The organism is Variovorax sp. V116, from assembly GCF_041154435.1.
Lineage (GTDB): Bacteria > Pseudomonadota > Gammaproteobacteria > Burkholderiales > Burkholderiaceae_C > Variovorax > Variovorax paradoxus.
In genome coordinates this window covers 3,080,984-3,101,564 of record NZ_AP028661.1, presented here as the reverse complement: position 1 = coordinate 3,101,564, position 20,581 = coordinate 3,080,984, and the positions used below count along the sequence as shown (strand labels likewise).

The following is a 20,581-nucleotide window of genomic DNA, read 5'->3' as shown; positions in this document are numbered from 1 at the left end:
GCCCGCTCAGCGCGGGGCGAAGGTCGCCTCGCCCAGCAGCAACGCACGCATGGTCGCGAGCTGGTTCTTGTGGAGCAGGGTGATCGGAAACGCCGCATCGCCGGAGCGTTCGGCAAACTGCTGGTCGACCACGCCGGCGTCGCCCAGCTCATTGAGCGTCATCTGCGGATCGATGGTGCACGACTTCACCAGCACCAGCTGCTCGGCATTGAGATGCTTGGCAAGGTCGAGCGCGATGGTGTCGGACGTGGCGTCCCAGCTGGTGCGGCCGTCCGGCTTGTCGCGCCGCAGCTCGAGCGGCAGCCACAGCGCGGTTTTTCCGCGCCGCAGAAGGTCGGGGATTTCGGTCTTGCGCGCAGCCAACTGCAGCGCCGGGTTCAGCGCATGCAGCTGGTAGGCCGTCTGGGCCATGGCGAGCACTGCCATGTTGTGCGCGGCCAGGTCGTTGAACTGCCAGTGCGCCTGCACGCGCCGCACTTCGTCTGCGAAGGTGCCGCCGCCGCAGACCACCGTGACGCGGCCGCCGCCGATCTGCGTGAGCAGATCGAGCCACTGCGGCAGCACCGGGTCGGCACAGAGGCTGCCGCCAATCTTGACCACCCACATCAGTCGTGCTCCCTCTCGAACAGCGCGGCCACCGCCACGCTCGGTGCGCACACCTGCGCCCAGCCGGCGGTGCCCGCGGGCGCATGGCGGGCGACGTTTGCCACGTCGCTGCCATAGGCGGCGAAGCGGCGCGGCACGGCCCCCGCGCCTTCGCCCTCCGCGGCGACGGCGGCCAGGCCGGGCACCAGGAAGGCGCCGCATCCTGCGCTCACCACCACGGCATCGCGCGAGAGCGCATGCGCCGCCAGCACGCGGCGCAACTGCGCACCGATGGCCTCGACCTGCGCCGCGCGCCAGGCGCGTGCGAGCTCCAGCCATTCTTCAGCGGATGCATCGCGCTCGTCCAGCCCCACCATGCGCGCGAGGCGCTGGCGCGTGGCCGGCAGGCTCTTGGCTGCGTTGTCGGCGCTGGGGTGCAGGTCGTGCGCCGGGTCGAGCTCGCCGCACAGGCGATAGACGTCGGCCGTGGTGGCGAAGAACTCGTTCATCACGTGACTTGCCTGGCCGCGCCATTCGATGCGCTGGGTCAACGCGCACACCGGCGTGCGCACCACGCCGTGGTAGGCGAGCTCGCCACTCACCAGGCGCTCGGCGTCGGTGCGGCTGGTGGTCAGCACGCGCTGGTTGCCGAAGGCGATCAGGTCGGTGGTGGTGCTGCCGATGTCGACCAGCACGCCCTCGGGGAACACGAGCGCGGCATGCCGCGCGGTCGCGAGCCAGTTGGCCGAGGCGATGTGCTCCCAGTGCCGTTCCACGTCCGTGGCCGTGCACCAGCCTGCATCGCCGGCAAAGAAATGCAGCGCGCCCGGCCGCGTGGGCAGCGCGGCCGCCAGTGCCGCGGCAATGCCGCGCACGCCGGCTTCGCGGTCGGGAAACAGGTCGACCATCTCACCCGTCATGGTGACGGCATGCTGTGCGGAGGCAAGCATGGGCCAGCGCGTGCTTGCGGCCTGCAGCGCACGCGCCAGATGGTCGAGGCCCTGCCAGAGCGGACAGCCCCACTGTGCCACGTCGACCACCTCGCCGCCTTGCAGCAGGCAGGCCTTGACATGGGCGCCGCCGATGTCCCAGCCGATGGTGGTGCGTTCAGGCGACGGCACGCGCAAGTTCCCGTTCTTGATGAGTGCCGCCGCCGTGCAGGCGGTCCGCCAGCAGCTCCGCCGCGAGGTTGCGGCCCAGCGCCGCCGAGAGCCCGACATAGGCGCAGGTGACGCGCGGATTGACTTCGATCACGACTGGCCCATGCTGCGGATGCCAGACCAGGTCGATGCCCGCAAAGCCGCGCAGCCCGGGGATGGCGCGCGCCACCTGCATGGCCAGTGCAGCCAGGTCATGCCGGCGCGGGTCGCCGCGGCCCACCGCATCGACGTTCACGCCATCGAACGACAGCCTGCCGTGCGCATCGATCGAAATGCATTGGCGGTTGATGCTCAGCATTTCGGCATTCTGCTCCGTGCACAGCAGCGAGAGGCTCAGGGCTTCGCCCTCGATCCAGGGCTCGAGCGTCAAGGTGGCGCCGGCCTGCGTGCGCGTGGCCTGGTCGTCGAGCGCGTCGGCGTGGCGGGCGTGCACATGGGTGGCCACGCCGCCGGCGCCATCGTCGGGCTTGACCACCCAGCGCGCGATGTCGGGCGCATCGACAAAGGCCAGCGGCGTCTGCACGCCGTGGGCGGCCAGGTGCGCGAGCGTGGCCTTCTTGCCGGCCGTGAGCTCGATGGCTTCAGCACTGCAGCCGAGCCAGCGCGCATCGCCCACCGTGCGCTGGAAGCGCGCGAGCAGGCCGTCCGTCTCGGGCGCCACCAGCCACACCAGGTCGTGCAGCGCACTCTGCCGCGCGACGAAGTCGAAGGCCGATTCGTTGGCGTGGGGCCGCACTGGCACGGCTCCTGCAGGCAGGGTGTTCCCCGGTTCGCAGACCGCCGCGGAAACCGAACAATCGGCGGCGCGCACCAGGTCCGCCACCATGGCATCGCGCATCGACAGGCCCAGCGGCAGCAGCTCGTCGGCTGCGGCGTCGTCGCCGTAGTCGCTCCATCCGCCGCCGCTGAGATACTCGTAAATAAAAACGCGTTGGGTCATTTCATCATCCACTTTCCGGGCTCTTCCCCATCTTTTCCATGACTTCCGAACTGAACCTGATCCCTGTCGTCGACCTGCTGAAGGGCCAGGTGGTGCGGGCCGTGCGCGGCGATCGCAAGGCCTACCGGCCGATCGTGTCGGCGCTGTGCGCCAGCAGCGATCCGGTGACGGTGGCGCGCATCCTGTGCGAACACTGCGCGGCGCGCCAGCTGTACGTGGCCGACCTCGACGCCCTGCAGGGCGGGGCGGTGCAGACCGGTGTGCTGGCCGATCTGCTGCAGGCGCTGCCGGGCATCGAGCTGTGGCTGGATGCCGGCTTGGCGGATGCATCGGCCGGCCAGGCGCTGCGCGAGCAGCTGGCGCCGTACGCGCCTCGCATCGTGCTGGTGTTCGGCAGCGAATCGCTGCGTTCGCGCGAGGCGCTGGCGCGCTGTTTCGAGGCCATTGCCGGCGATGGCGCCGGGGCTGCGCTGTCGCTGGACCGGCGCGATGGCCAGCGGCTCGATGCTGCCGGCTGCTGGGACGCGGTGGAACTGTGGCCGAAGCGGCTGATCGTGATGACGCTGGAGCGCGTCGGCTCCGGCGCCGGCCCGGACCTGGAAACGCTGCAGGAGGTGAGGCGCCTGGCGCCGGGCGCCATGGTGATTGGTGCCGGCGGCATCCGCAGCGAGGACGACCTGGCGCGCGCGAGTGCGGCCGGTGCCGATGCCTGGCTGGTGGCCAGCGCGCTGCACGACCTGCAATTGCCACGCGTGCGCCGCTGATCTGCCGAAGCCGGTGCGACGAGGGTGGGTGAGGCGTGCCATCAGCCCGCTGTACACACGAACCGTGCCATCCACCGGCGGGCTCGCTTGCACTGCCGCCGGCCCCTGCCGGCACGCATTGACCGCCAAAAGCGCAACACTCTGTCTCACTTCGTGTGTGTCAACAGGGCGCCGTCCCAAGGCGAGGCGGCCCTTCGGGTGAATGGCACATGGCTTGCGTGGTGGCCTGCCCATGAATCAACCCGACACTGCCGCGCCGCCCGGCAATGCCCCCTGGACCTGCCCCTTTTGCCCCCTGCTGTGCGACACCTTCGGCGTGGAGGTGGGCACGCCGCTCAAGCTCGTGGGCAGCGACTGCCCGCGCGCGCGCAAGGCGCTCGCCAACTTCGATGCCGCAGCCGGCGCGGCGCAGCCCCGGGCCGGCGGCCAGGACTGCGACCTGGACACGGCGATCGGCAAGGCCGCCTCGCTGCTCGCGGCCAGCCGCCAGCCCCTGTTCGGCGGCCTCGGCACCGATGTCGCGGGCGCCAGGGCGCTCTATGCGTTGGCCTGCGAAACCGGCGCCATCTGCGACCCGGCCCAGGGGCAGGCGCTGATGCATGGCCTGCGCGCGCTGCAGGACCGCGGCGGCTTCAGCACCACCCTGGCGGAAGCAAGGACGCGGGCCGACCTGGTCGTCTGCATGACCGAGGAGCCGGCGGCGCACTATCCGGAGTTCTTCCGCCGCATCGGCGTGGGGGAGCGGCAGGGCGTGGCCGTGGAAACGCTGCCGCTGCACGGCGATCTGTTCGACACCGTGGCGCTGCTCGCGGCGCTCGTAGCGGGCCGTGTTTCGAAAGACGATGCCCGCGTGCCGGCCGGCCTGGCGGCGCTTTCGGCGCTTTCGGCGCGGCTGCAGGCGGCGCGCTATGCGGTGCTGGTGTATGAATCGGGCCGGCTGCCGGCGCAGGGCGCGCTGATCGTCGAGGCGATCCAGCGCATCGTCGCCACGCTCAACCGAAGCACGCGCGCGGCCTCGCTGCCGCTGGGCGGCGGCGACGGCGCCTCCACCGTGAACCAGGTGTTCGCCTGGCTCTCGGGCCTGCCGCTGCGTTCGCGCGCCGGGCCGCTGGGCCTGGAGCATGAGCCGCTGTGCTTCGATGCCGGGCGCCTGCTGGCCGATGGCGCAGCCGACACGCTGCTGTGGGTGTCGAGCTACGGCCCCGAGCCCGCGCCGCCCGCTGCAGGCGTGCCGCGCATCGTGCTCGGCCATCCGGCAATGCGCGCGGCTCAGGATGCGCACGAGCTGGTGTTCATTCCCGTGTCCACATCCGGCATCGGCTCCGCGGGCCATCTGTTCCGCACCGACGGTTCGGTGCTGCTGCCGCTGCGGCCCGTGTACGAGGACGGGCTGCCGAGCGTGGCCGAGGTGGTCCGGCGCCTGACGCAGGCGGTGCAGGCGCTGAAGAAGGGGCGCGTGCAATGACGGCGACACTGCGCCTGCGCGGCGGCCGCGTCATCGATCCCGCGAACGGCCGCGACGAGGTGCGCGACCTGTACGTGCGCGATGGCCGCATGGTCGAGCTCGCGCCGAACGAAGCCGCCACCGAGGAGATCGACATCGGCGGCTGCATCGTGATGGCCGGCGGCATCGACATGCACACCCACATCGGCGGCGGCAAGGTCAACCTCGCGCGCATGCTGCTGCCCGAAGACCACCGCGCCAACGCGAACCCCATTGCGCTGCCCGACAACGTGCTCGAGCTGGCCTCGTGCGGCACCTGCACGCCGGGCACGCTGGCCACCGGCTACCGCTATGTCGAGATGGGCTACACGGCGGCCTTCGAGCCGGCCATGATGGCCTGCAACGCGCGCCACGCGCACATGGAGATGGGCGACACGCCGATCCTCGACCACGGCGCCTACGTGATGCTCGGCAACGACGAGCTGTTCTTGCGCATGCTGGCCGAGGGCTGGGACTTCGAGCGTATCCGCGACTACGCGGGCTGGACCATCAACGCCAGCAAGGCGATGGGCGTGAAGGTGGTGAACCCGGGCGGCATCTCGGCCTTCAAGTTCAACCAGCGCAAGCTCGACGTCGACGAGAACCACGTGCACTGGCAGGTCACGCCGCGGCAGGTGGTGCACACGCTGGCGCGCGCGCTGCGCGAGCTTGGCGTGCCGCATCCGCTGCACATCCACGGCAGCAACCTGGGCGTGGCCGGCAACATCCAGTCCACGCTCGACACCATCGCCGCGCTCGATGGCCTGCCCGGGCACCTGACGCACATCCAGTTCCACGCCTATGGCACCGAGGGGCCGAAGAAATTCTCCTCGGCCGCGCTGCAGCTCGCGGAGGTGGTGAACGCCAACAAGAACGTCAGCATCGACGTCGGCCAGATCATGTTCGGCCAGACCGTCACCGCCTCGGGCGACACCATGCGCCAGCATGCGCAGTCGGGCCTGGCCGATCCGCGCAAGTGGATCGGCGCCGACATCGAGTGCGAGGCCGGCTGCGGCGTGGTGCCGTTCCGCTACCGCGAGCAGAGCTACGTGAATGCGCTGCAGTGGGTCATCGGGCTGGAGATCTTCCTGCTGGTCGACGATCCGTGGCGCGTGGTGCTGACTACCGACCACCCCAACGGCGGCCCGTTCACGAGCTATCCGCACCTGATCCGCCTGTTGATGGACCGCAGCTTCCGCGAGGAGCAGCTTGCCAAGCTGCATCCCGAAGTGGCGGCGCAGGCCGCGCTGCGCTCGATCACGCGCGAGCTCTCGCTGTATGAGATCGCGATCATGACCCGCGCCGGCCCCGCGCGGCTGCTGGGCCTGCGCGACCGCGGCCATCTGGGCGCGGGCGCCGCGGCCGACATTGCGGTGTACCGCGAGAACGCCGACCGCGAGGCCATGTTCGCGACGCCCGAATACGTGTTCAAGGACGGCGTGCTGGTCTCGCGCGCGGGCCGCGTCACGGCGGCGCCGGTGGGCGGCACGCACTTCGTCGCGCCGGACTACGACCGCGGCATCGAGAAGCGGCTGCGCCGGCATCTTGCGGCGCAGGGTTCGGTCAACTTCGACCACATCGCCATCGGCCACGACGAGCTGTGCCAATGCTGCAACGGCGGGCGCCTGCTGCCGGCCGAGTGCTTCAAGGAGTCGTCGTCGTGAAGGCCCTGGAGCGCAACGGCGTCGTCATCGACGAAACTTTTGCCGAGGCCTTTCCGATGAAGGCCACGCGCATCCTCGTCACGGCGCACAACATGGCGTGGGCGCGCCATGCGGCGGTGTCGGCCACCGGCTTCGCGACCTCGGTGATCGCCTGCGGCTGCGAGGCCGGCATCGAGCGCGAGATCTTGCCGGACGAATCGCCCGATGGCCGGCCCGGCGTGAGCGTGCTGATCTTCTCGATGTCGGGCAAGGAGCTCGGCAAGCAGCTTGAGCGCCGCGTCGGCCAGTGCGTGCTGACCTGTCCGACCACCGCGGTGTTCGCGGGCCTGCCGCGCGGCGCACCAGGCAGCGACGTGGCCGCGCTCGGCAAGAACCTGCGCTTCTTCGGCGATGGCTGGCAGATCTCGAAGGTGATCGACGGCGTGCGCTACTGGCGCGTGCCGGTGATGGACGGCGAATTCGTCGCGGAGGAAGACACGCCCGTGGTGAAGGCCGTGGGCGGCGGCAACCTGCTGCTGCTGGCGCGCGATACCGATGCCGCGCTGGCCGCCGCCGAGGCCGCCGTGGCGGCAATGAAGCGGCTGCCCAACGTGGTGATGCCGTTCCCGGGCGGCGTGGTGCGCTCGGGCTCGAAGGTCGGCAGCCGCTATGCGAACCTCAACGCCTCGACCAACGATGCCTTCTGCCCGAGCCTCGTCGGGCTGGTGGCGCACAGCGAACTGGCGGGCGGAACTTCCGCACAGGAGATCGGCTGCGTGATGGAGATCGTGATCGACGGCCTGACCGAGGCCGACGTGGGCGCCGCCATGCGCGTGGGCATGGAAGCGGCCATTGCCATCGGCCCGGCGGGCGGCCTGCTGCGCATTTCGGCCGGCAACTACGGCGGCAAGCTGGGGCCGTTCCATTTCCACCTGCACAAGCTGCTGGGCGCGGCGGGAGACGCGCCATGAGCGGTTGGCACTTCAGGCTGCGGCAGGCGCCCGCGCTGCGCGTCGATCTGCGCGGCATCACGCCGGCCGCGGTCGCGGAACTCTCGGCTGCGCAGGTCGGGCAGCTGCGCGTGGGCCATGGCAACGCGATGCTGGCGCTGGCCGAGCTGTTCGATGTTGCGCCCGGGACGGAGGAGGGCACACTTCGCTTCGAAGGCGATCTCGGGCGCTTCGACCGCATCGGCTGGCAGATGGACGGCGGGAGCATCCGCGTCGAGGGCGATGCGGGCCACTATGCCGGCGGCTGCATGCGCGGCGGCGCGCTGCAGATCGATGGCAGTGCCGGCCTGCTGGCCGCCTGCGAAATGGCGGGCGGCCGCATCGACGTGAAGGGCGACGTCGGCGACTTCGCGGCCAGCACCTTGCCCGGCAGCATGGACGGCATGCGCGGCGGCACCCTCGTGGTCCATGGCCATGCGGGCGAGCGCTTCGGCGACCGCATGCGCCGCGGGTCCGCGATTGTCCATGGCGATGCGGGCGCGTTCTTGGGCTCGCGCATGGTGGCGGGCACGATCGCCGTCGGCGGCAAGGCCGGCGCGCATGCGGGCTACGGCATGCGCCGCGGCAGCATCGTTTTTGCAGCGCCGGGCGCGGCGCTGCCGGCGGGCATCGAGGCGGCGTTGACCTTTGTGCCGAACCCCACCGCAACGCCGGTGTTCTGGGCCCTGCTCGCGCGCGATCTCGCGCGGCACGGCGGAGCTTTTGCGGCCTTGCCCGCACACCGCATCGAACGCCACCTGGGCGATCTTTCAGCCGATGGCAAGGGCGAACTCATCCTGTGCCCGTGACCCGTCCCGGCCCTTTTTTTCAAACCACTCCTGAATTCCTTTCCATGACGCATCCCTATCTTTTCCACGCCGGCGAAGCCACCGTCCTTGCCAAGGAAGGCCAGTTCACCGACGCCATGCCCGAGATCCTGATCGGCGCGACCGATGGCCCCGTGGGCCAGGCCTTTGCCAACATGATGGCGCAGAGCAAGGGCCACACCGCGATGTTCGCGATCCGCGCCTGCAACCAGCTCGTGCGGCCCGCGACCATCATGGTGCCCAAGGTCACGCTGAAGGACGCGGCCAACATCGACCTGTTCGGCGGCGTGGTGCAAAGCGCAACCGCCGATGCGGTGGTCGACTGCCTGATCGATGGCATCATTCCCCGGGAACATGCCAACTCGCTGTGCATCATCAGCCTGGTGTGGATCGATCCGCGCTGCGCCAAGGACCAGAACCTCGACAAGAAAGACATGTACCGCACCAACTACGAAGCCACCAAGCTCGCGATCCGGCGCGCGCTGAACAACGAGCCGTCGGTGGACGAGCTGATTGCCAACCGCCACCGCATCAAGCACGACATGGACGACTGGAGCTGACCTTGCCTTCGTTCGCGCTCCTCGACGACTGCGGCTCGACGCCCGCGCGGCCCACCAGCCGGCTGCACACCGGCTTCGTGCGCGAGCACCGCTGCGCGGATCCGGCCGAGCTCGATGCGGCCTGGGCGCGCGTCGATGCCGACCTGCGGCAGGGCCTGCACGCGGTGCTGCTGGCCGACTACGAATGGGGCGCCAGGCTGCAGCGCGCGGGGCATGCACGGCTTGCGACCGACGATGCCTCGGCGCTGCGCGTGCTGATGTTCCGCGACTGCGCCATGCTTTCGGCGGACGAGGTTGCCAGCTGGCTGGAGCAGCTCGAGGCGAGCGAGGCCAACCCGCCGCAGCCCGTCGGCGTGATGGACCTGCTGCCCAGCATCGACGCGCCGGCCTTCACCGAGGCCATCGCGCGCATTCACGGCGCCATCGCCGCGGGCGAGACCTACCAGGTCAACTTCACCTACCGGCTGCACGGCCAGGGCTATGGCTCGCCCGTGGCGCTGTACCGGCGCCTGCGCGAACGCCAGCCCGTGGCCTACGGCGCGCTGATCGCCCTGCCCGAAAGCAATTCAAAGGCGGGGGAGGGCGAGGCCACCCACGTGCTCTCGTGCTCGCCCGAACTCTTCCTGCGCCACGATGCGGGCGTGCTCACCGCGCGGCCGATGAAGGGCACCGCGGCCCGCGCCGATGCGCCCGAGGGCGACAGCGAAAGGGCGCGCCTGCTCTCGGTCGACACCAAGAACCGCGCCGAGAACGTGATGATCGTCGACCTGCTGCGCAACGACATCGGCCGCGTGGCGCAGATCGGTTCCGTCAAGGTGCCGACGCTCTTTGCCATCGAGCCCTATGCCACGGTGTTCCAGATGACATCGACCGTAGAGGCGCGGCTGCGCGCCGGCGTCGGCATGCCCGAACTGCTGCGCGCGGTGTTCCCCTGCGGCTCCATCACGGGTGCGCCCAAGCACCGCACCATGGAATGGATCGGCGAACTCGAGAGCACGCCGCGCGGCCTCTACTGCGGCGCGATCGGCTGGATCGATGCGCCCGCGGAGGGCGCGGCCATCGGCGACTTCTGCCTGTCGGTCGCCATCCGCACCCTCACGCTGGGCGCGCAGCAGAAGGGCCTGCGGCCGCTGCGGCTGGGCATTGGCGCGGGCATCGTGCAGGACAGCGTTGCGGCCGACGAATTCGAGGAGTGCCTGCTCAAGGCACGCTTTCTCACCGCACTCGATCCGGGCTTCGAGCTGTTCGAGACCATGCTGGCCACGCCCGGTGAGGGCATCCGCTACCTGGACCGGCACCTGGCGCGGCTGGCGCACAGCGCACGCGCGCTGGGCTTCCGGCTCGACCGCGATGCCGCGATGCAGGCGCTGCGGGAGGCCTTGCCCGCGCTCGCACCGGGCCAGCCTTCGCGCCTGCGGCTCGCGCTGGCGCACGGCGGGCGCATCGGCATCACGCATTCGCCGCTGCCGCCCTTGCCGCCGGGCGCAGTGAAGCTGCTGATCGCCGACCAGCGGCTGCCCAATGCGAACCCGCTGGCGGCCCACAAGACCACCGTGCGCCAGCACTTCGACGCCGGCGTGCGCGCGGCCGAACGCGCCGGCGCCTTCGACAGCCTGTTCTTCACCGAAGACGGCCGACTTGTCGAAGGCGGGCGCAGCACGGTGTTCGCGCGCATCGGCGGACGCTGGTGGACGCCGCCCGTTTCCGATGGCGCGCTGCCCGGCGTGATGCGCGGCGTGCTGATCGAAGACTCGATCTGGGAGGCCACCGAACGCAGCCTGTCCCGTGAAGACCTGGAGGCCGCGCAGAAGCTCGTGGTATGCAATGCGCTGCGCGGCGTACTGCCGGCGCGGCTGGTTCAGCAAGCGCAGCCGCACGAGGCGGCCGCCGCTTGAGAAGCCGGGCCCGCGCCTCGCTCGACCGGGCTTGCCGATGAAGCTGGCGCTGTTCGACCTGGACCACACGCTGATTCCGTTCGACAGCGGCATGGCCTGGACGCGCTTCCTGGTGGCGCGCGGCGTGCTGCCGGCCGATGCCGAGACGGTCTACCTGGGCTACTGCCAGCAGTACGTGGACGGCACGCTGGACATCCGCGAGCTGCATCGCGCGAGCGTCGCGCCGCTCGCAAGCTTCGGCATGGCCGCGCTGCGCCAGTGGGCGGCGGAGTTCGAAGCCGAGATCGCGCCGCGGGTGCCCGAGCCGATGCGTGCGCTGGTGCGTCGCCACCAGGACGCGGGCCACGTCTGCGCCATCGTGACCGCCACCACCCGCTTCATCGCCGAGCCCTTCGGCCGCCTGTTCGGCGTGGCCGACGTGCTGGCGACGCGCTCGCTGGTGATCGACGACACGGTCGATGGCGCCATCGACGGCGACCCGTGCTACGGCGTGCACAAGCTGATGCATGTGAACCAGTGGCTCGCCACGCGCGGCACGCGGCTCGATGCACTCGAGCAATCGTGGTTCTATTCCGATTCGGCCAGCGACCTGCCGTTGCTGGGTGCCGTGTCCGATCCGGTGGCGGTGGCGCCCGACGATCGCCTGCGCGCGCGGGCCGTCGAGGCCGGCTGGCCGATCATCGAACGGACGCCGCCCGGCGGCTAGCTAGACCTGGATCAGCCCCCAGCGCAGCGCCACCCAGGTGAGTTCCGCCTGGTTGGTGGCGCCCAGCTTCTGCTTGACGCGGTACAGGTGCGAGCCCACCGTGCTGAGCGAAAGGTTCAGCGTGCTGGCAATCTGTGCCACCGTCATGCCGCGCGCGAGCTGGATGAAGACCGAGAACTCGCGCTCGCTGAGCAGGTCGGCCGGGTTGGCCTCGCCCTCGATCTGCGCCGTGGCCAGCGCCTGCGCGGTGTTGGCGTCGATGTAGCGGTCGCCGCGCGCCACGGCCTTCACCGCGGCAATCAGCGCATCGGGCGCACTGCGCTTGGCCAGGTAGCCGAGTGCGCCGGCGCGCAGCACGCGGCGCGGATGGATCGTGTCCTCGTGCGCCGACAGCGCCAGCACGCGCGCCTTGGGGTCGTGCGCCAGCAGGCGGCGCAGCGCCTCCAGGCCGCCCATGCCGGGCATCGACAGGTCCATCACCACCACGTCGGGCCGCACCTGCGGGTAGTCCTGGCAGGCCTGCTCGCCGGTGTCGGCCTCGGCCGCCACCTCGATCTGCGCATCGGCCAGCAGCATGCGAAAGCCCATGCGCACCAGCGCATGGTCGTCCACCAGCATCACTCGAATCGGCTGAGTCGCCTGGGTCATGTGTTCTCCGCGGTGGCCGCCGGCAAGGGCAGGCGCACCGTCAATTGGGCGCCGCTGGGCGCGGCGGGTTCAAGGCGCAGGTCGCCGCCCAGGCTGTCGATGCGCTCGGCCAGCCAACGCAGGCCATAGTGCCCTGTGCTGGTTTCCCTGGCGGCATCAGGGCCGGGCAGGCCGCGCCCGTCGTCGGTCAGCGTGAGCTTCACCGTCTGCTCGTCGCCCTGCAGGGCCAGCACGATGCGCTGCGCCTCGCCATGGCGCAGCGCGTTGGTGATGCCTTCCTGCGCGGCGCGGTACAGCACCAGCGCGGTGTCGGTGTCGAGCCGCAGGCGGTCGAGTTCGATCTCCAGGTGCCACTCGACCTGCACGCCGCCATGGCTGTTGCGGGTTCGCTCGACCAGGTCCTCGAGCGCGGCCACCAGGCCGAACTTGTCGAGCACCAGCGGCGTCAGGCGCGGGATCATGCCGTGCATGGCCGTGTAGAGCCGCCCCGATTCCTCTGCGATCAGCCGCGCCGCCTGCTCGGACTGCGGATCGAGCGCCTGCACGCGCTGCGCGATCGACAGCGCCATGCTGCGCATCGCGGTGACCGACTGGCCCAGCTCGTCGTGCAGTTCGCGGGCAATGAGACGGCGCTCCTGCTCGATCTTCTGGTCGACCCAGCGGCCCAGCTCGCGGCTTTCGGACAGGCGGCTCTCGGCGCGCACGGCGCGCCGCTCGGTCTCGATGTGCTGCTGCAGCATGCCGACCATGCGGTTGAAGGCGGCGCCGATGGCCGCCGCCTCGGTGCCGGGCAGGGCGCGCAGGGAAACATCGAAGCGCCCGCTCTCGAGCTGGTTCAGTGCATGCACGATGTCCGCGAACGGGCGCGTCGCGCGGCCCACGAGCCAGAACACGCCCGCGTTGACGATCGCCAGCAGGCCCAGCGCACTGAGCGTCAGCAGCACGAAGTCGTCCCACGCGTCGAGCACGGCGCGCGACGCGTTGGAACTCACCATCAGCTTGCCCCCGGGAAAGGCAATCGACATTTGCGACGGCGGCGGCGAGACGAGGCGGTCGAACCAGTCGGGCGCATCGCGGCCCGCCTTGTAGACCGAGGTCGGCGAGCTGTACAGCACGCGCTCCTCGGTGTCGAGCAGCGTGATGTCGTTGGAGCGCACACGGCCGACGCCCTGCAGGAACGACAGCATGGCCGGCGTGCCCTGGGCCGCGTAGAGCCAGGCGGTGCGGTTCAGCAGCTGCGCGGCCACGCGGTTGGCCGCAACGACTTCCTCGTGCACCGATTCGCGCATGGCGCGCATCTGCAGCGCGAGCATGGCCGCGACGAACAGCATCGTCAGCAGGCTGACGATCAGGTTGATCTTCAGGCGCAGCGTCATGGTGCGGATGCGTTGCCGAAATGGCCGTGCTGCGCGTAGCTGTCGAGCGCGGCGACCATGGCGGAGGCCATGGCCGGGTGCGTGGGGTCGTGGCCCGCGCCGTCGATCCATTGCAGCAGGCTGTGCGGAATGCGGTCGTGCACGGCCTGTGCGCCCTGCGGCGCGCAGATGCGGTCGTCGCGCGAATGCAGCAGCAGGGTGGGCACGCGCGGCAGCGCGGCCAGGCGGTCCAGCAGCGGGGGCGCATCGAGCCAGCAGCGGTGCAGCAGGTAGTGGCTCTGCACGCGGTAGCGGTCGACCTGTGCGTCGAGCGTTTCGCGCTCGGGTTCGTCGGTCGGCGGCTCGCCGGTTGCGGCGCCCGCGCCGCGCGCCAGCGTCTGCTCCCAGCGCCACCAGGCGAGCGCGAGCTGGTGGACGCCATCGGCCGGCGCTTGCTGCAGCCCGCGGGCCAGGAAACCCAGCATGTCATGGCGCTCGCCGGCCGGTGCCACCGACGCGAAGCGCGCCCAGGCGGCGGGTGCGCGGCCGGCGCTGTCCTGGAAGAAGGTGTCGATCTCTTCGGCGCTCGGCAGGAACACCGCGCGCAGCAGCAGCGCCGCCACCGCTTGTGGCTCGAAGGCCGCATGGGCCAGCGCCAGCGTGGCGCCCCACGAGCCGCCGACCACCAGCCAGCGCGGCACGCCGAGTTGCTCGCGCACGCGGCGCAGGTCGTCGAGCAGGTCGGCCGTGCGGTTGTGCACCGTCGCGCCGCGCGGGCGGCTTCGACCGGCGCCGCGCTGGTCGATGCTGATCACGCGGTAGCGCGCCGGATCGAAGAAGCGCCGCAGCAGCGGCGAGCTGCCCGAGCCGGGCCCGCCGTGCAGGACCACGGCGCAGATGCCTTCCGGGTTGCCACCTTCTTCTACATGCAGCACATGGCCATGCGGCACCTCCAATGCGTGGGTGCGCCAGGGAGGAGATTCGGGGTACAGGCCGTTGGGAAGCACGAGGGCGATGGTACGCGGTGGCCCTGTAGCCGCTATTCATGAAAATCATGAAGTGCGAATCATGATTTCATGGCTGGGTCTGGCCGGTGCATGGGTTCAAGATGGGTACCGGAGCACACGAAGTTCCCGCAGCCGCCACGTGGCGCTGTGCAACCTTGCAGGAGACACCCTATGAAGTGGGAAACCCCGACGGCCACCGATCTTCGCTTCGGCTTCGAGATCACGATGTACGTCAGCGCTCGTTGAGCTGCGCCTCGCCGCAACCCGCCCCGGTACTCCCGGGGCGGGTTGTTTAGAGACCTTCCGTTTTCCCTTTTTTCATCTCCCGATGCGCATCACCGTCCTGGGCTCGGCCGCTGGCGGCGGCTTTCCGCAGTGGAACTGCAACTGTCCCAACTGCGCCGGCGTGCGCAGCGGCACGGTGCGCGCCAAGCCGCGCACGCAGTCGTCGATCTTCGTGCGCCCCGACGAGGGCGAGGACGGCGTGCTGTTCAACGCATCGCCCGACATCCTGGAGCAGATCCGCAGCAGCCCCATCCTGCAGCCCGCACGCGCGATGCGCGACACAGCCATCGCCGGCGTGGTGCTGATCGACGGGCAGGTCGACCATGCCACCGGCCTCTTCATGCTGCGCGAGCGCGGCACGCCGCTGCCGCTGTGGTGCACCGACCCGGTGGCCGAAGACCTGAGCGAGGGTAATCCCGTGCTGCGCGTGCTGTCGCACTACTGCGGCGTGGCGCGCCACGCGATCACGCCGGGCGGCAATTCCTTCGAGGTGCCCGGCGTGCCCGGCCTCGTCTTCCGCGCGATGGCGCTCACCGGCAAGGCCGCGCCGTACTCGCCGCACCGCGAGCAGCAGGTGCCGGGCGACAACATCGGCGTGACCATCCTCGACCGCAGGAGCGGCAAGAGCCTGTTCTACGCGCCGGGCCTCGGCGCCATCACGCCGCCCGTGTTCGACGCCATGGCCAGCGCCGACGCGGTCATGGTCGACGGCACCTTCTGGACCGACGACGAGATGGTTCGCCTGGGCGTGAGCAGCAAGCGCGCGCGCGAGATCGGCCACCTGCCGCAGTCGGGCGAGGGCGGCATGATCGAATGGCTGTCGAAGCTGCCCGCCACCACCGCGCGGCGCATGCTGATCCACATCAACAACACCAACCCCATCCTCGACGAAGATTCCGATGAGCATGCGGCGCTGCGGCGCGCAGGCATCGAGCCCTGCGAGGACGGGATGACGATCCAACTCTGAAAAAGGCACCGAGCCCGCCATGCACGCCGACAGGATCCAAGATTCACCGCGCCCGGCCACAGGCAGCGAGAAAGCCGGCCCGGCATGGAGCCGCGAGGAATTCGAAGCCAAGCTGCGCGAGCGCGGCCGCAGCTATCACATCCACCATCCGTTCAACGTCATGCTCAACAGCGGCCGGGCCACGCCCGAACAGATCCGCGGCTGGGTGGCGAACCGCTTCTACTACCAGATCGCGATCCCCATCAAGGACGCGGCCGTGCTCTCGAACTGCCCCGACCAGCAGGTGCGCCGCGGCTGGGTGCAGCGCATCCTCGACCACGATGGCTTCGAGCTCGGCGGCATCAAGGACGAAGGCGGCGTCGAAGCCTGGCTGCGGCTGGCCGAGGCCGTGGGGCTCACGCGCGAAGAAGTGCGCGACCTGCGCCACGTGGTGCCCGCGGTGCGCTTCGCGGTCGATGCCTACGTGAACTTCGCGCGCCGCGCGCCCTGGCAGGAGGCCGTGTGCTCCTCGCTCACCGAGCTGTTCGCGCCCGAGATCCACAAGCAGCGCCTGGCCACCTGGCCCGAGCACTATGCGTGGATCGAGCCGGCGGGCCTCGGCTACTTCCGCAACCGCGTGAGCCAGGCGCGGCGCGACGTGGAGCAGGGCCTGGCGATCACGCTCGACCATTTCGACACCCGCGCGCTGCAGGAGCGCGCGCTCGAGGTGCTGCAGTTCAAGCTCGACATCCTGTGGGCCATGAACGACGCGATGGCGACGCGCTACGGCGTGAACGGCGCATGACCGCGAACACGACCATGCTCAGCGCCGAAAGCAAACCCCGCGTCGGCCCCGGCTTCCGCCTGCAGTGGGAGCCGGCGCAGGAATGCCATGTGCTGCTCTACCCCGAGGGCATGGTGCGGCTCAACGGCAGCGCGGGCGAGATCATGAAGCGCTGCGACGGCGAGCGCAGCGTCGCCGCCATCGTGGCCGACCTGGAGCAGGCCTTCGACACCACCGGGCTTGAACCCGAGGTGCGCGGCTTCGTCGAAATGGCGGCGCAGCAGAACTGGCTGCGCTGGGACCCCGCATGACCACCGCCGCGCCGCCGCGCCCCGGACCGCCGCTGTGGCTGCTGGCCGAGCTGACCTACCGCTGCCCGCTGCATTGCGTGTTCTGCTTCAACCCGGTCGACTTCGCGCAGCAGGAGAACGAACTGGGCACCGAGGACTGGCTGCGCGTGCTGCGCGAAGGCCGCGAGCTCGGCGCGGTGCAGTGCGGCCTCTCGGGCGGCGAGCCGCTGCTGCGCGACGACCTCGAGATCATCATTGCCGAGGCCGCGCGCCTGGGCTACTACACCAACCTGCTGACCTCGGGCGTGGGCCTCACGGCGCAGCGCGCCGCCGCGCTCAAGGCCGCGGGCCTGGACCACGTGCAGCTGTCGTTCCAGGACTCGACGCGCGAGATGAACGACTTCCTCTCGCACACCAAGACCTTCGAGCTCAAGAACCGGGTGGCGAAGATCATCAAGGACCAGGGCTGGCCGATGGTGCTGAACGTGGTGATCCACCGCATGAACATCGACCACATCGACCGCATCATCGAGATGGCGCACGAGATGGGGGCCGAGTACCTCGAGCTTGCCAACACCCAGTACTATTCCTGGGCCTTCGTCAACCGCGACCAGCTGCTGCCCACGCACGAGCAACTGCGCCATGCGGAGGAGGTGACCGATGCCTGGCGCAAGCGGCTCGGCGAGCGCATGCGCATCTTCTTTGTGGCGCCCGACTACCACGAGGGCAAGGCCAAGAAATGCGTGAACGGCTGGGGCAGCATGTTCCTCACCGTGGCGCCCGACGGCACCGCGCTGCCTTGCCACACGGCCAAGATGCTGCCGGGCCTCGAATTCCCGAACGTGAAGGCGCACAGCCTGCGGGAGATCTGGTTCGATTCGGAAGGCTTCAACCGCTACCGCGGCACCGGCTGGATGAAGGAGCCCTGCGCGAGCTGCGACCAGCGCGAGCAGGACCTGGGCGGCTGCCGCTGCCAGTCCTACCTGCTGGCGCAGGACGCGGCCGCGGCCGATCCGGTGTGCGCGAAGAGCCCGGACCACCACCGCGTGGTCGAGGCGGTGGAGCGTGCGGCCGCGCGCGACCCGGCGGCGCCGACGGAGCATCCGCTGGTGTTCCGCGATCCCGCCAATTCGCGGCGGCTTTCCTCCGTGGCGCTCGTCACGCCGGACGCGTGAGGCCGCGCGGCGCGGCGCCGCGATCGGTGGCCTTTTCTTTTCGCTTCACTGGGCGCCGCGCACGCAGCCAGCCCAGATCCGGCGCGAAGCGCCACGCCAGCAGCAGCAGCGCCAGCAGCGCGGGAATCCACCGCAGGTCCGTATCCGCCGGCTGATACTGGGCGTAGCGGCGGTCCAGCATGGCGGTCTTCAGGGCCTCGGGCGTGTTCAGTCGCCGGTAGTTCACGCCGACCAGTTCGGCCAGCGCACGCAGATGGTCCTGCCGCAGCTCGGAAAGATGTTCGTGGTTCAGCGCGCTGCCGATGGCCGAGCCCTGCACCACCTCGTCGGCGCGCCAGTAGCCGGCGGGCTCGCCGTTGCTGCCGGTCTTGGGAATCGGCATCGGCACGTCGCCGCCCACGCCGATCAGCCAGCCCTGGACCTCGCCGGGCTTGATGTCCGTCATCGGCGGTGTCTCGTTGATGCGCAGCGGCGGCGATTCCTGCCCGTCGCTGATGAAGACGAAATGCGTGTCGGGCCCCACGCTGCGGGCGCCGCGCACGGCCCAGGTCACGCCCTTGCTCACGTTGCTGGCGTTGGCCCAGCGCATGCGGCCGTCGATGCGTTCGAGCGAAGCCAGCAGTTCTTCATAGTGGCTGCAGACCTCGACCGGCGAAAGGATCACCACCGAGCGGTAGTCCGCGAAAACGCTCCAGCCCACCTTGGAGCCGCAGGGCAATGCGCCCAGCACCTCGCGCATGGCGGCGCGCGCGAGGGTGAGGCGGCTCACGGCCGCGTGGTCGAGCTCCACATCCTCGACATTCATGCTTTGCGTGATGTCGAAGCTGACCTGCCAGTTGAACACCGGCCGCTGCAGCTGCACGCGCGGCGGCCAGACCGCGAGCGCCAGCAGCAGCAGGGCGAGCACCAGCGGCCAGCTGCCGGTGCTGCCGCCGATGCGCCGCCAGGCGGCGTGCCACTGCTGCGGCAGCGGCGGTTTCACGGCAGGTCCCCGGCAACGAAGCCCGGCACCCGCACGCGGCGCTGCTCGTGCGCCGGCTGCTGCTCGGCCGAGAAGGCTTCCTGGTCCTCAGGCGCGAGCCGCAGTGCGCGCTCCAGGTTGTAGCGCGCGTCCCAGTCCTCGGGCGCGGCGCGCAGCAGGTCGCGCAGCCGCTGCTTGCCGAGCTCGAACAGCGGCAGCGCACCGGCCTCCTGCGCCATGCCTTGGCGCAGGTACATGTTGCCCAGGTTGAACAGCGCCTGCCGCGCGACCGGGTCGCGCTCACCGGCCTGGATCAGGCTCGCGTAGCCCTTGAGCGCGGCGTCGTGCGCGCCGGCCTTCGAGAGCGCCAGCGCCTGGGCCAATTGCAGTTCGCGCGGCGCCGAGATCGGCGCAGCCGCCGCGTCCTTGCCGACCGGCGCGGCGGCGATGCGCGCGATCTCGGTGTTGAGGTGCATCGTCTGGCGCAGCCGCAGCCCGCGCTCCAGCGCCACGCCCACGCAGCACAGGCTCAGCACGCCGAAAACCAGGTGAACCGTGCGTCGCTTCATGAAGTTTCTTTCCGCCAGCTCTGCAGCTGCACGGCGCGGCAGGCGAGCAGGCCCGCGCAGCACAGCATGGCTGCCAGGTAGAACGCCGCGCCGTGGTCGCGCCGCGGCACCCGCTCGTGGATGGTGAGCGGGAAGTTCTGCTGCCGGTCGATCTCGGCCATGGCGGCGGCCATGGCATTGGAATCGTCCACCTGGTAGAGCCGGTAGGGCGTGCTCAACGTCTTGAAGAACTGGTGCAGGGCCAGTTCCTCGCCGAGGCCGTAGGCCGAGACCGTTTCGGTGTTGAGGTTGGGCGAATTGGGGCCGCTGCGCACGTAGATCCAGTACAGGCCGATCTTCTCGCGCGCGAGGCCGGCGTGGACGCGCTGGCGCGTCGGCTCGTCGAGCTGGGCCCCGCCGTCCGAAACGATCAGGATCACGCGGCTGCCCGAATAGCTGCGGCCCTCGAACTCCTCGATGGCCGCGAGCAGCGCCAAGCCCATGCGGGTTTCGGGCAGGCCGCGGCCGATGGCGGTGGCGGCAAGCGCAGCCTGCACGGTGTCGGCCTTCTGCGTGAACGGCACCACCGCGATCGGCACCGTGCTGAAGGTCATGAACGCAAAGCGGTTGTCCGGCCGCTTGGCGACGAATTCGCTCAGCAGGTCGCGCACGACCTTGGCCTTGGGCTCCTGCGACATGCGGCCCGCGGTCTTGAGGCCGTTGGTGTGCACCGTCGCATCCATGCTGCTGCTGCGGTCCATCAGGATCAGCACCTCGGCGCCGCGCCCGGCGCGCTCGACCACCGCGCCCGACTGCCCCGGCCCCGCGAGCCCGAGCACTGTGAAGGCCAAGGCGCCGACCGCGAACGCGCGCCACAGAAAGCCGACCAGGCGGCCGACGCGGTCAGCCGGCAGCCAGGCCACATACGAAAAACCCAGCGTGTCGCTTCGCTTGCGCAAGAGCGGCAGCAGCGCAAGCGGCAGCAGCGCGAGCATCCAGGGCTGGGCGAGGTCGAAGCGCATGGCTTTGT

At 70.3% G+C, this 20,581-nt stretch carries 22 protein-coding genes; 13 read left to right on the top strand and 9 right to left on the bottom strand.

All coding sequences use genetic code 11. The features are described from left to right. Positions 1–6 precede the first annotated feature (6 nt). The 3 genes from ACAM58_RS14820 to ACAM58_RS14810 are packed head-to-tail and all read right to left on the bottom strand — an operon-like array spanning position 7 to position 2,685. The gene (locus ACAM58_RS14820; protein ID WP_124958051.1) at positions 7–606 is read right to left on the bottom strand and encodes an aspartate kinase; all 600 of its coding nucleotides are present in this window, start codon (positions 604–606) and stop codon (positions 7–9) included. Then, positions 606–1,712, bottom strand: coding sequence for a hydantoinase/oxoprolinase family protein (locus ACAM58_RS14815; protein ID WP_041945523.1), 1,107 nt, complete (start codon positions 1,710–1,712; stop codon positions 606–608). Before ACAM58_RS14815 ends, ACAM58_RS14820 begins: the two co-directional genes overlap by 1 nt. Then, positions 1,693–2,685 (bottom strand): ATP-grasp domain-containing protein, encoded by a 993-nt coding sequence (locus ACAM58_RS14810; protein ID WP_012748168.1) that lies wholly within the window; start codon positions 2,683–2,685, stop codon positions 1,693–1,695. The genes ACAM58_RS14815 and ACAM58_RS14810 overlap by 20 nt, the downstream gene beginning before the upstream one ends. A 38-nt stretch (positions 2,686–2,723) precedes the next feature. Between ACAM58_RS14810 and ACAM58_RS14805 the strand changes: the two genes are divergently transcribed. The 8 genes from ACAM58_RS14805 (at position 2,724) to ACAM58_RS14770 (ending at position 11,552) form a co-directional block, all read left to right on the top strand. Next, on the top strand, positions 2,724–3,449 hold the full coding sequence (locus ACAM58_RS14805; protein ID WP_012748167.1) for a HisA/HisF-related TIM barrel protein: 726 nt from the start codon (positions 2,724–2,726) through the stop codon (positions 3,447–3,449). A gap of 232 nt (positions 3,450–3,681) precedes the next feature. Further along, positions 3,682–4,914, top strand: a complete 1,233-nt coding sequence (locus tag ACAM58_RS14800) for a formylmethanofuran dehydrogenase subunit B (RefSeq protein ID WP_012748166.1) — start codon at positions 3,682–3,684, stop codon at positions 4,912–4,914. After that, entirely contained in the window at positions 4,911–6,596 is a 1,686-nt protein-coding gene (locus ACAM58_RS14795) for a formylmethanofuran dehydrogenase subunit A (RefSeq protein ID WP_012748165.1), read from the top strand. Before ACAM58_RS14800 ends, ACAM58_RS14795 begins: the two co-directional genes overlap by 4 nt. After that, complete coding sequence (gene fhcD / locus ACAM58_RS14790) at positions 6,593–7,546, top strand: formylmethanofuran--tetrahydromethanopterin N-formyltransferase (protein WP_012748164.1); 954 nt, start codon at positions 6,593–6,595, stop codon at positions 7,544–7,546. Before ACAM58_RS14795 ends, fhcD begins: the two co-directional genes overlap by 4 nt. Next, positions 7,543–8,373, top strand: a complete 831-nt coding sequence (locus ACAM58_RS14785; RefSeq protein ID WP_369663067.1) for a formylmethanofuran dehydrogenase subunit C — start codon at positions 7,543–7,545, stop codon at positions 8,371–8,373. Before fhcD ends, ACAM58_RS14785 begins: the two co-directional genes overlap by 4 nt. Positions 8,374–8,417: 44 nt before the next feature. After that, positions 8,418–8,951, top strand: a complete 534-nt coding sequence (gene fae, locus ACAM58_RS14780) for a formaldehyde-activating enzyme (protein WP_012748162.1) — start codon at positions 8,418–8,420, stop codon at positions 8,949–8,951. Between the two features lie 2 nt (positions 8,952–8,953). Then, complete coding sequence (locus tag ACAM58_RS14775) at positions 8,954–10,846, top strand: chorismate-binding protein (protein ID WP_012748161.1); 1,893 nt, start codon at positions 8,954–8,956, stop codon at positions 10,844–10,846. Between the two features lie 37 nt (positions 10,847–10,883). Beyond that, positions 10,884–11,552: an HAD family phosphatase gene (locus ACAM58_RS14770; protein ID WP_012748160.1), complete on the top strand. Its 669-nt coding sequence runs from the start codon at positions 10,884–10,886 to the stop codon at positions 11,550–11,552. On the opposite strand, the gene ACAM58_RS14765 is transcribed toward ACAM58_RS14770, so the two are convergent. Genes ACAM58_RS14765 through ACAM58_RS14755 form a run of 3 tightly spaced genes read right to left on the bottom strand, consistent with a single transcriptional unit; the run spans position 11,553 to position 14,562 of the window. Then, positions 11,553–12,200 (bottom strand): response regulator transcription factor, encoded by a 648-nt coding sequence (locus ACAM58_RS14765; protein WP_012748159.1) that lies wholly within the window; start codon positions 12,198–12,200, stop codon positions 11,553–11,555. After that, entirely contained in the window at positions 12,197–13,576 is a 1,380-nt protein-coding gene (locus tag ACAM58_RS14760; protein ID WP_278880672.1) for a histidine kinase, read from the bottom strand. The genes ACAM58_RS14765 and ACAM58_RS14760 overlap by 4 nt, the downstream gene beginning before the upstream one ends. Beyond that, on the bottom strand, positions 13,573–14,562 hold the full coding sequence (locus ACAM58_RS14755; protein WP_012748157.1) for an alpha/beta fold hydrolase: 990 nt from the start codon (positions 14,560–14,562) through the stop codon (positions 13,573–13,575). The genes ACAM58_RS14760 and ACAM58_RS14755 overlap by 4 nt, the downstream gene beginning before the upstream one ends. A 171-nt stretch (positions 14,563–14,733) precedes the next feature. Between ACAM58_RS14755 and pqqA the strand changes: the two genes are divergently transcribed. The 5 genes from pqqA to pqqE all read left to right on the top strand — a co-directional run bounded on the left by pqqA (position 14,734) and on the right by pqqE (position 18,042). After that, a complete protein-coding gene (pqqA, locus tag ACAM58_RS14750) occupies positions 14,734–14,808 on the top strand; it encodes a pyrroloquinoline quinone precursor peptide PqqA (RefSeq protein WP_010100094.1) in 75 nt (24 codons plus the stop codon). 82 nt (positions 14,809–14,890) lie between these two features. After that, the gene (gene pqqB / locus ACAM58_RS14745; RefSeq protein ID WP_012748156.1) at positions 14,891–15,814 is read left to right on the top strand and encodes a pyrroloquinoline quinone biosynthesis protein PqqB; all 924 of its coding nucleotides are present in this window, start codon (positions 14,891–14,893) and stop codon (positions 15,812–15,814) included. 19 nt (positions 15,815–15,833) lie between these two features. Beyond that, the gene (gene pqqC, locus ACAM58_RS14740) at positions 15,834–16,598 is read left to right on the top strand and encodes a pyrroloquinoline-quinone synthase PqqC (protein WP_012748155.1); all 765 of its coding nucleotides are present in this window, start codon (positions 15,834–15,836) and stop codon (positions 16,596–16,598) included. Then, a complete protein-coding gene (pqqD, locus tag ACAM58_RS14735) occupies positions 16,595–16,888 on the top strand; it encodes a pyrroloquinoline quinone biosynthesis peptide chaperone PqqD (RefSeq protein WP_012748154.1) in 294 nt (97 codons plus the stop codon). Before pqqC ends, pqqD begins: the two co-directional genes overlap by 4 nt. Continuing rightward, a complete protein-coding gene (gene pqqE / locus ACAM58_RS14730) occupies positions 16,885–18,042 on the top strand; it encodes a pyrroloquinoline quinone biosynthesis protein PqqE (protein ID WP_012748153.1) in 1,158 nt (385 codons plus the stop codon). Before pqqD ends, pqqE begins: the two co-directional genes overlap by 4 nt. Here pqqE and ACAM58_RS14725 read toward each other — a convergent pair. From ACAM58_RS14725 to ACAM58_RS14715, 3 genes are read right to left on the bottom strand one after another with little or no spacing between them, the layout of a single operon-like run. Next, positions 18,026–19,024: a VWA domain-containing protein gene (locus ACAM58_RS14725; protein WP_012748152.1), complete on the bottom strand. Its 999-nt coding sequence runs from the start codon at positions 19,022–19,024 to the stop codon at positions 18,026–18,028. The genes pqqE and ACAM58_RS14725 overlap by 17 nt on opposite strands. Next, a complete protein-coding gene (locus ACAM58_RS14720; RefSeq protein ID WP_012748151.1) occupies positions 19,021–19,572 on the bottom strand; it encodes an MxaK-like protein in 552 nt (183 codons plus the stop codon). Before ACAM58_RS14720 ends, ACAM58_RS14725 begins: the two co-directional genes overlap by 4 nt. Further along, positions 19,569–20,573: a vWA domain-containing protein gene (locus tag ACAM58_RS14715; RefSeq protein ID WP_012748150.1), complete on the bottom strand. Its 1,005-nt coding sequence runs from the start codon at positions 20,571–20,573 to the stop codon at positions 19,569–19,571. The genes ACAM58_RS14720 and ACAM58_RS14715 overlap by 4 nt, the downstream gene beginning before the upstream one ends. Positions 20,574–20,581 lie beyond the last annotated feature (8 nt).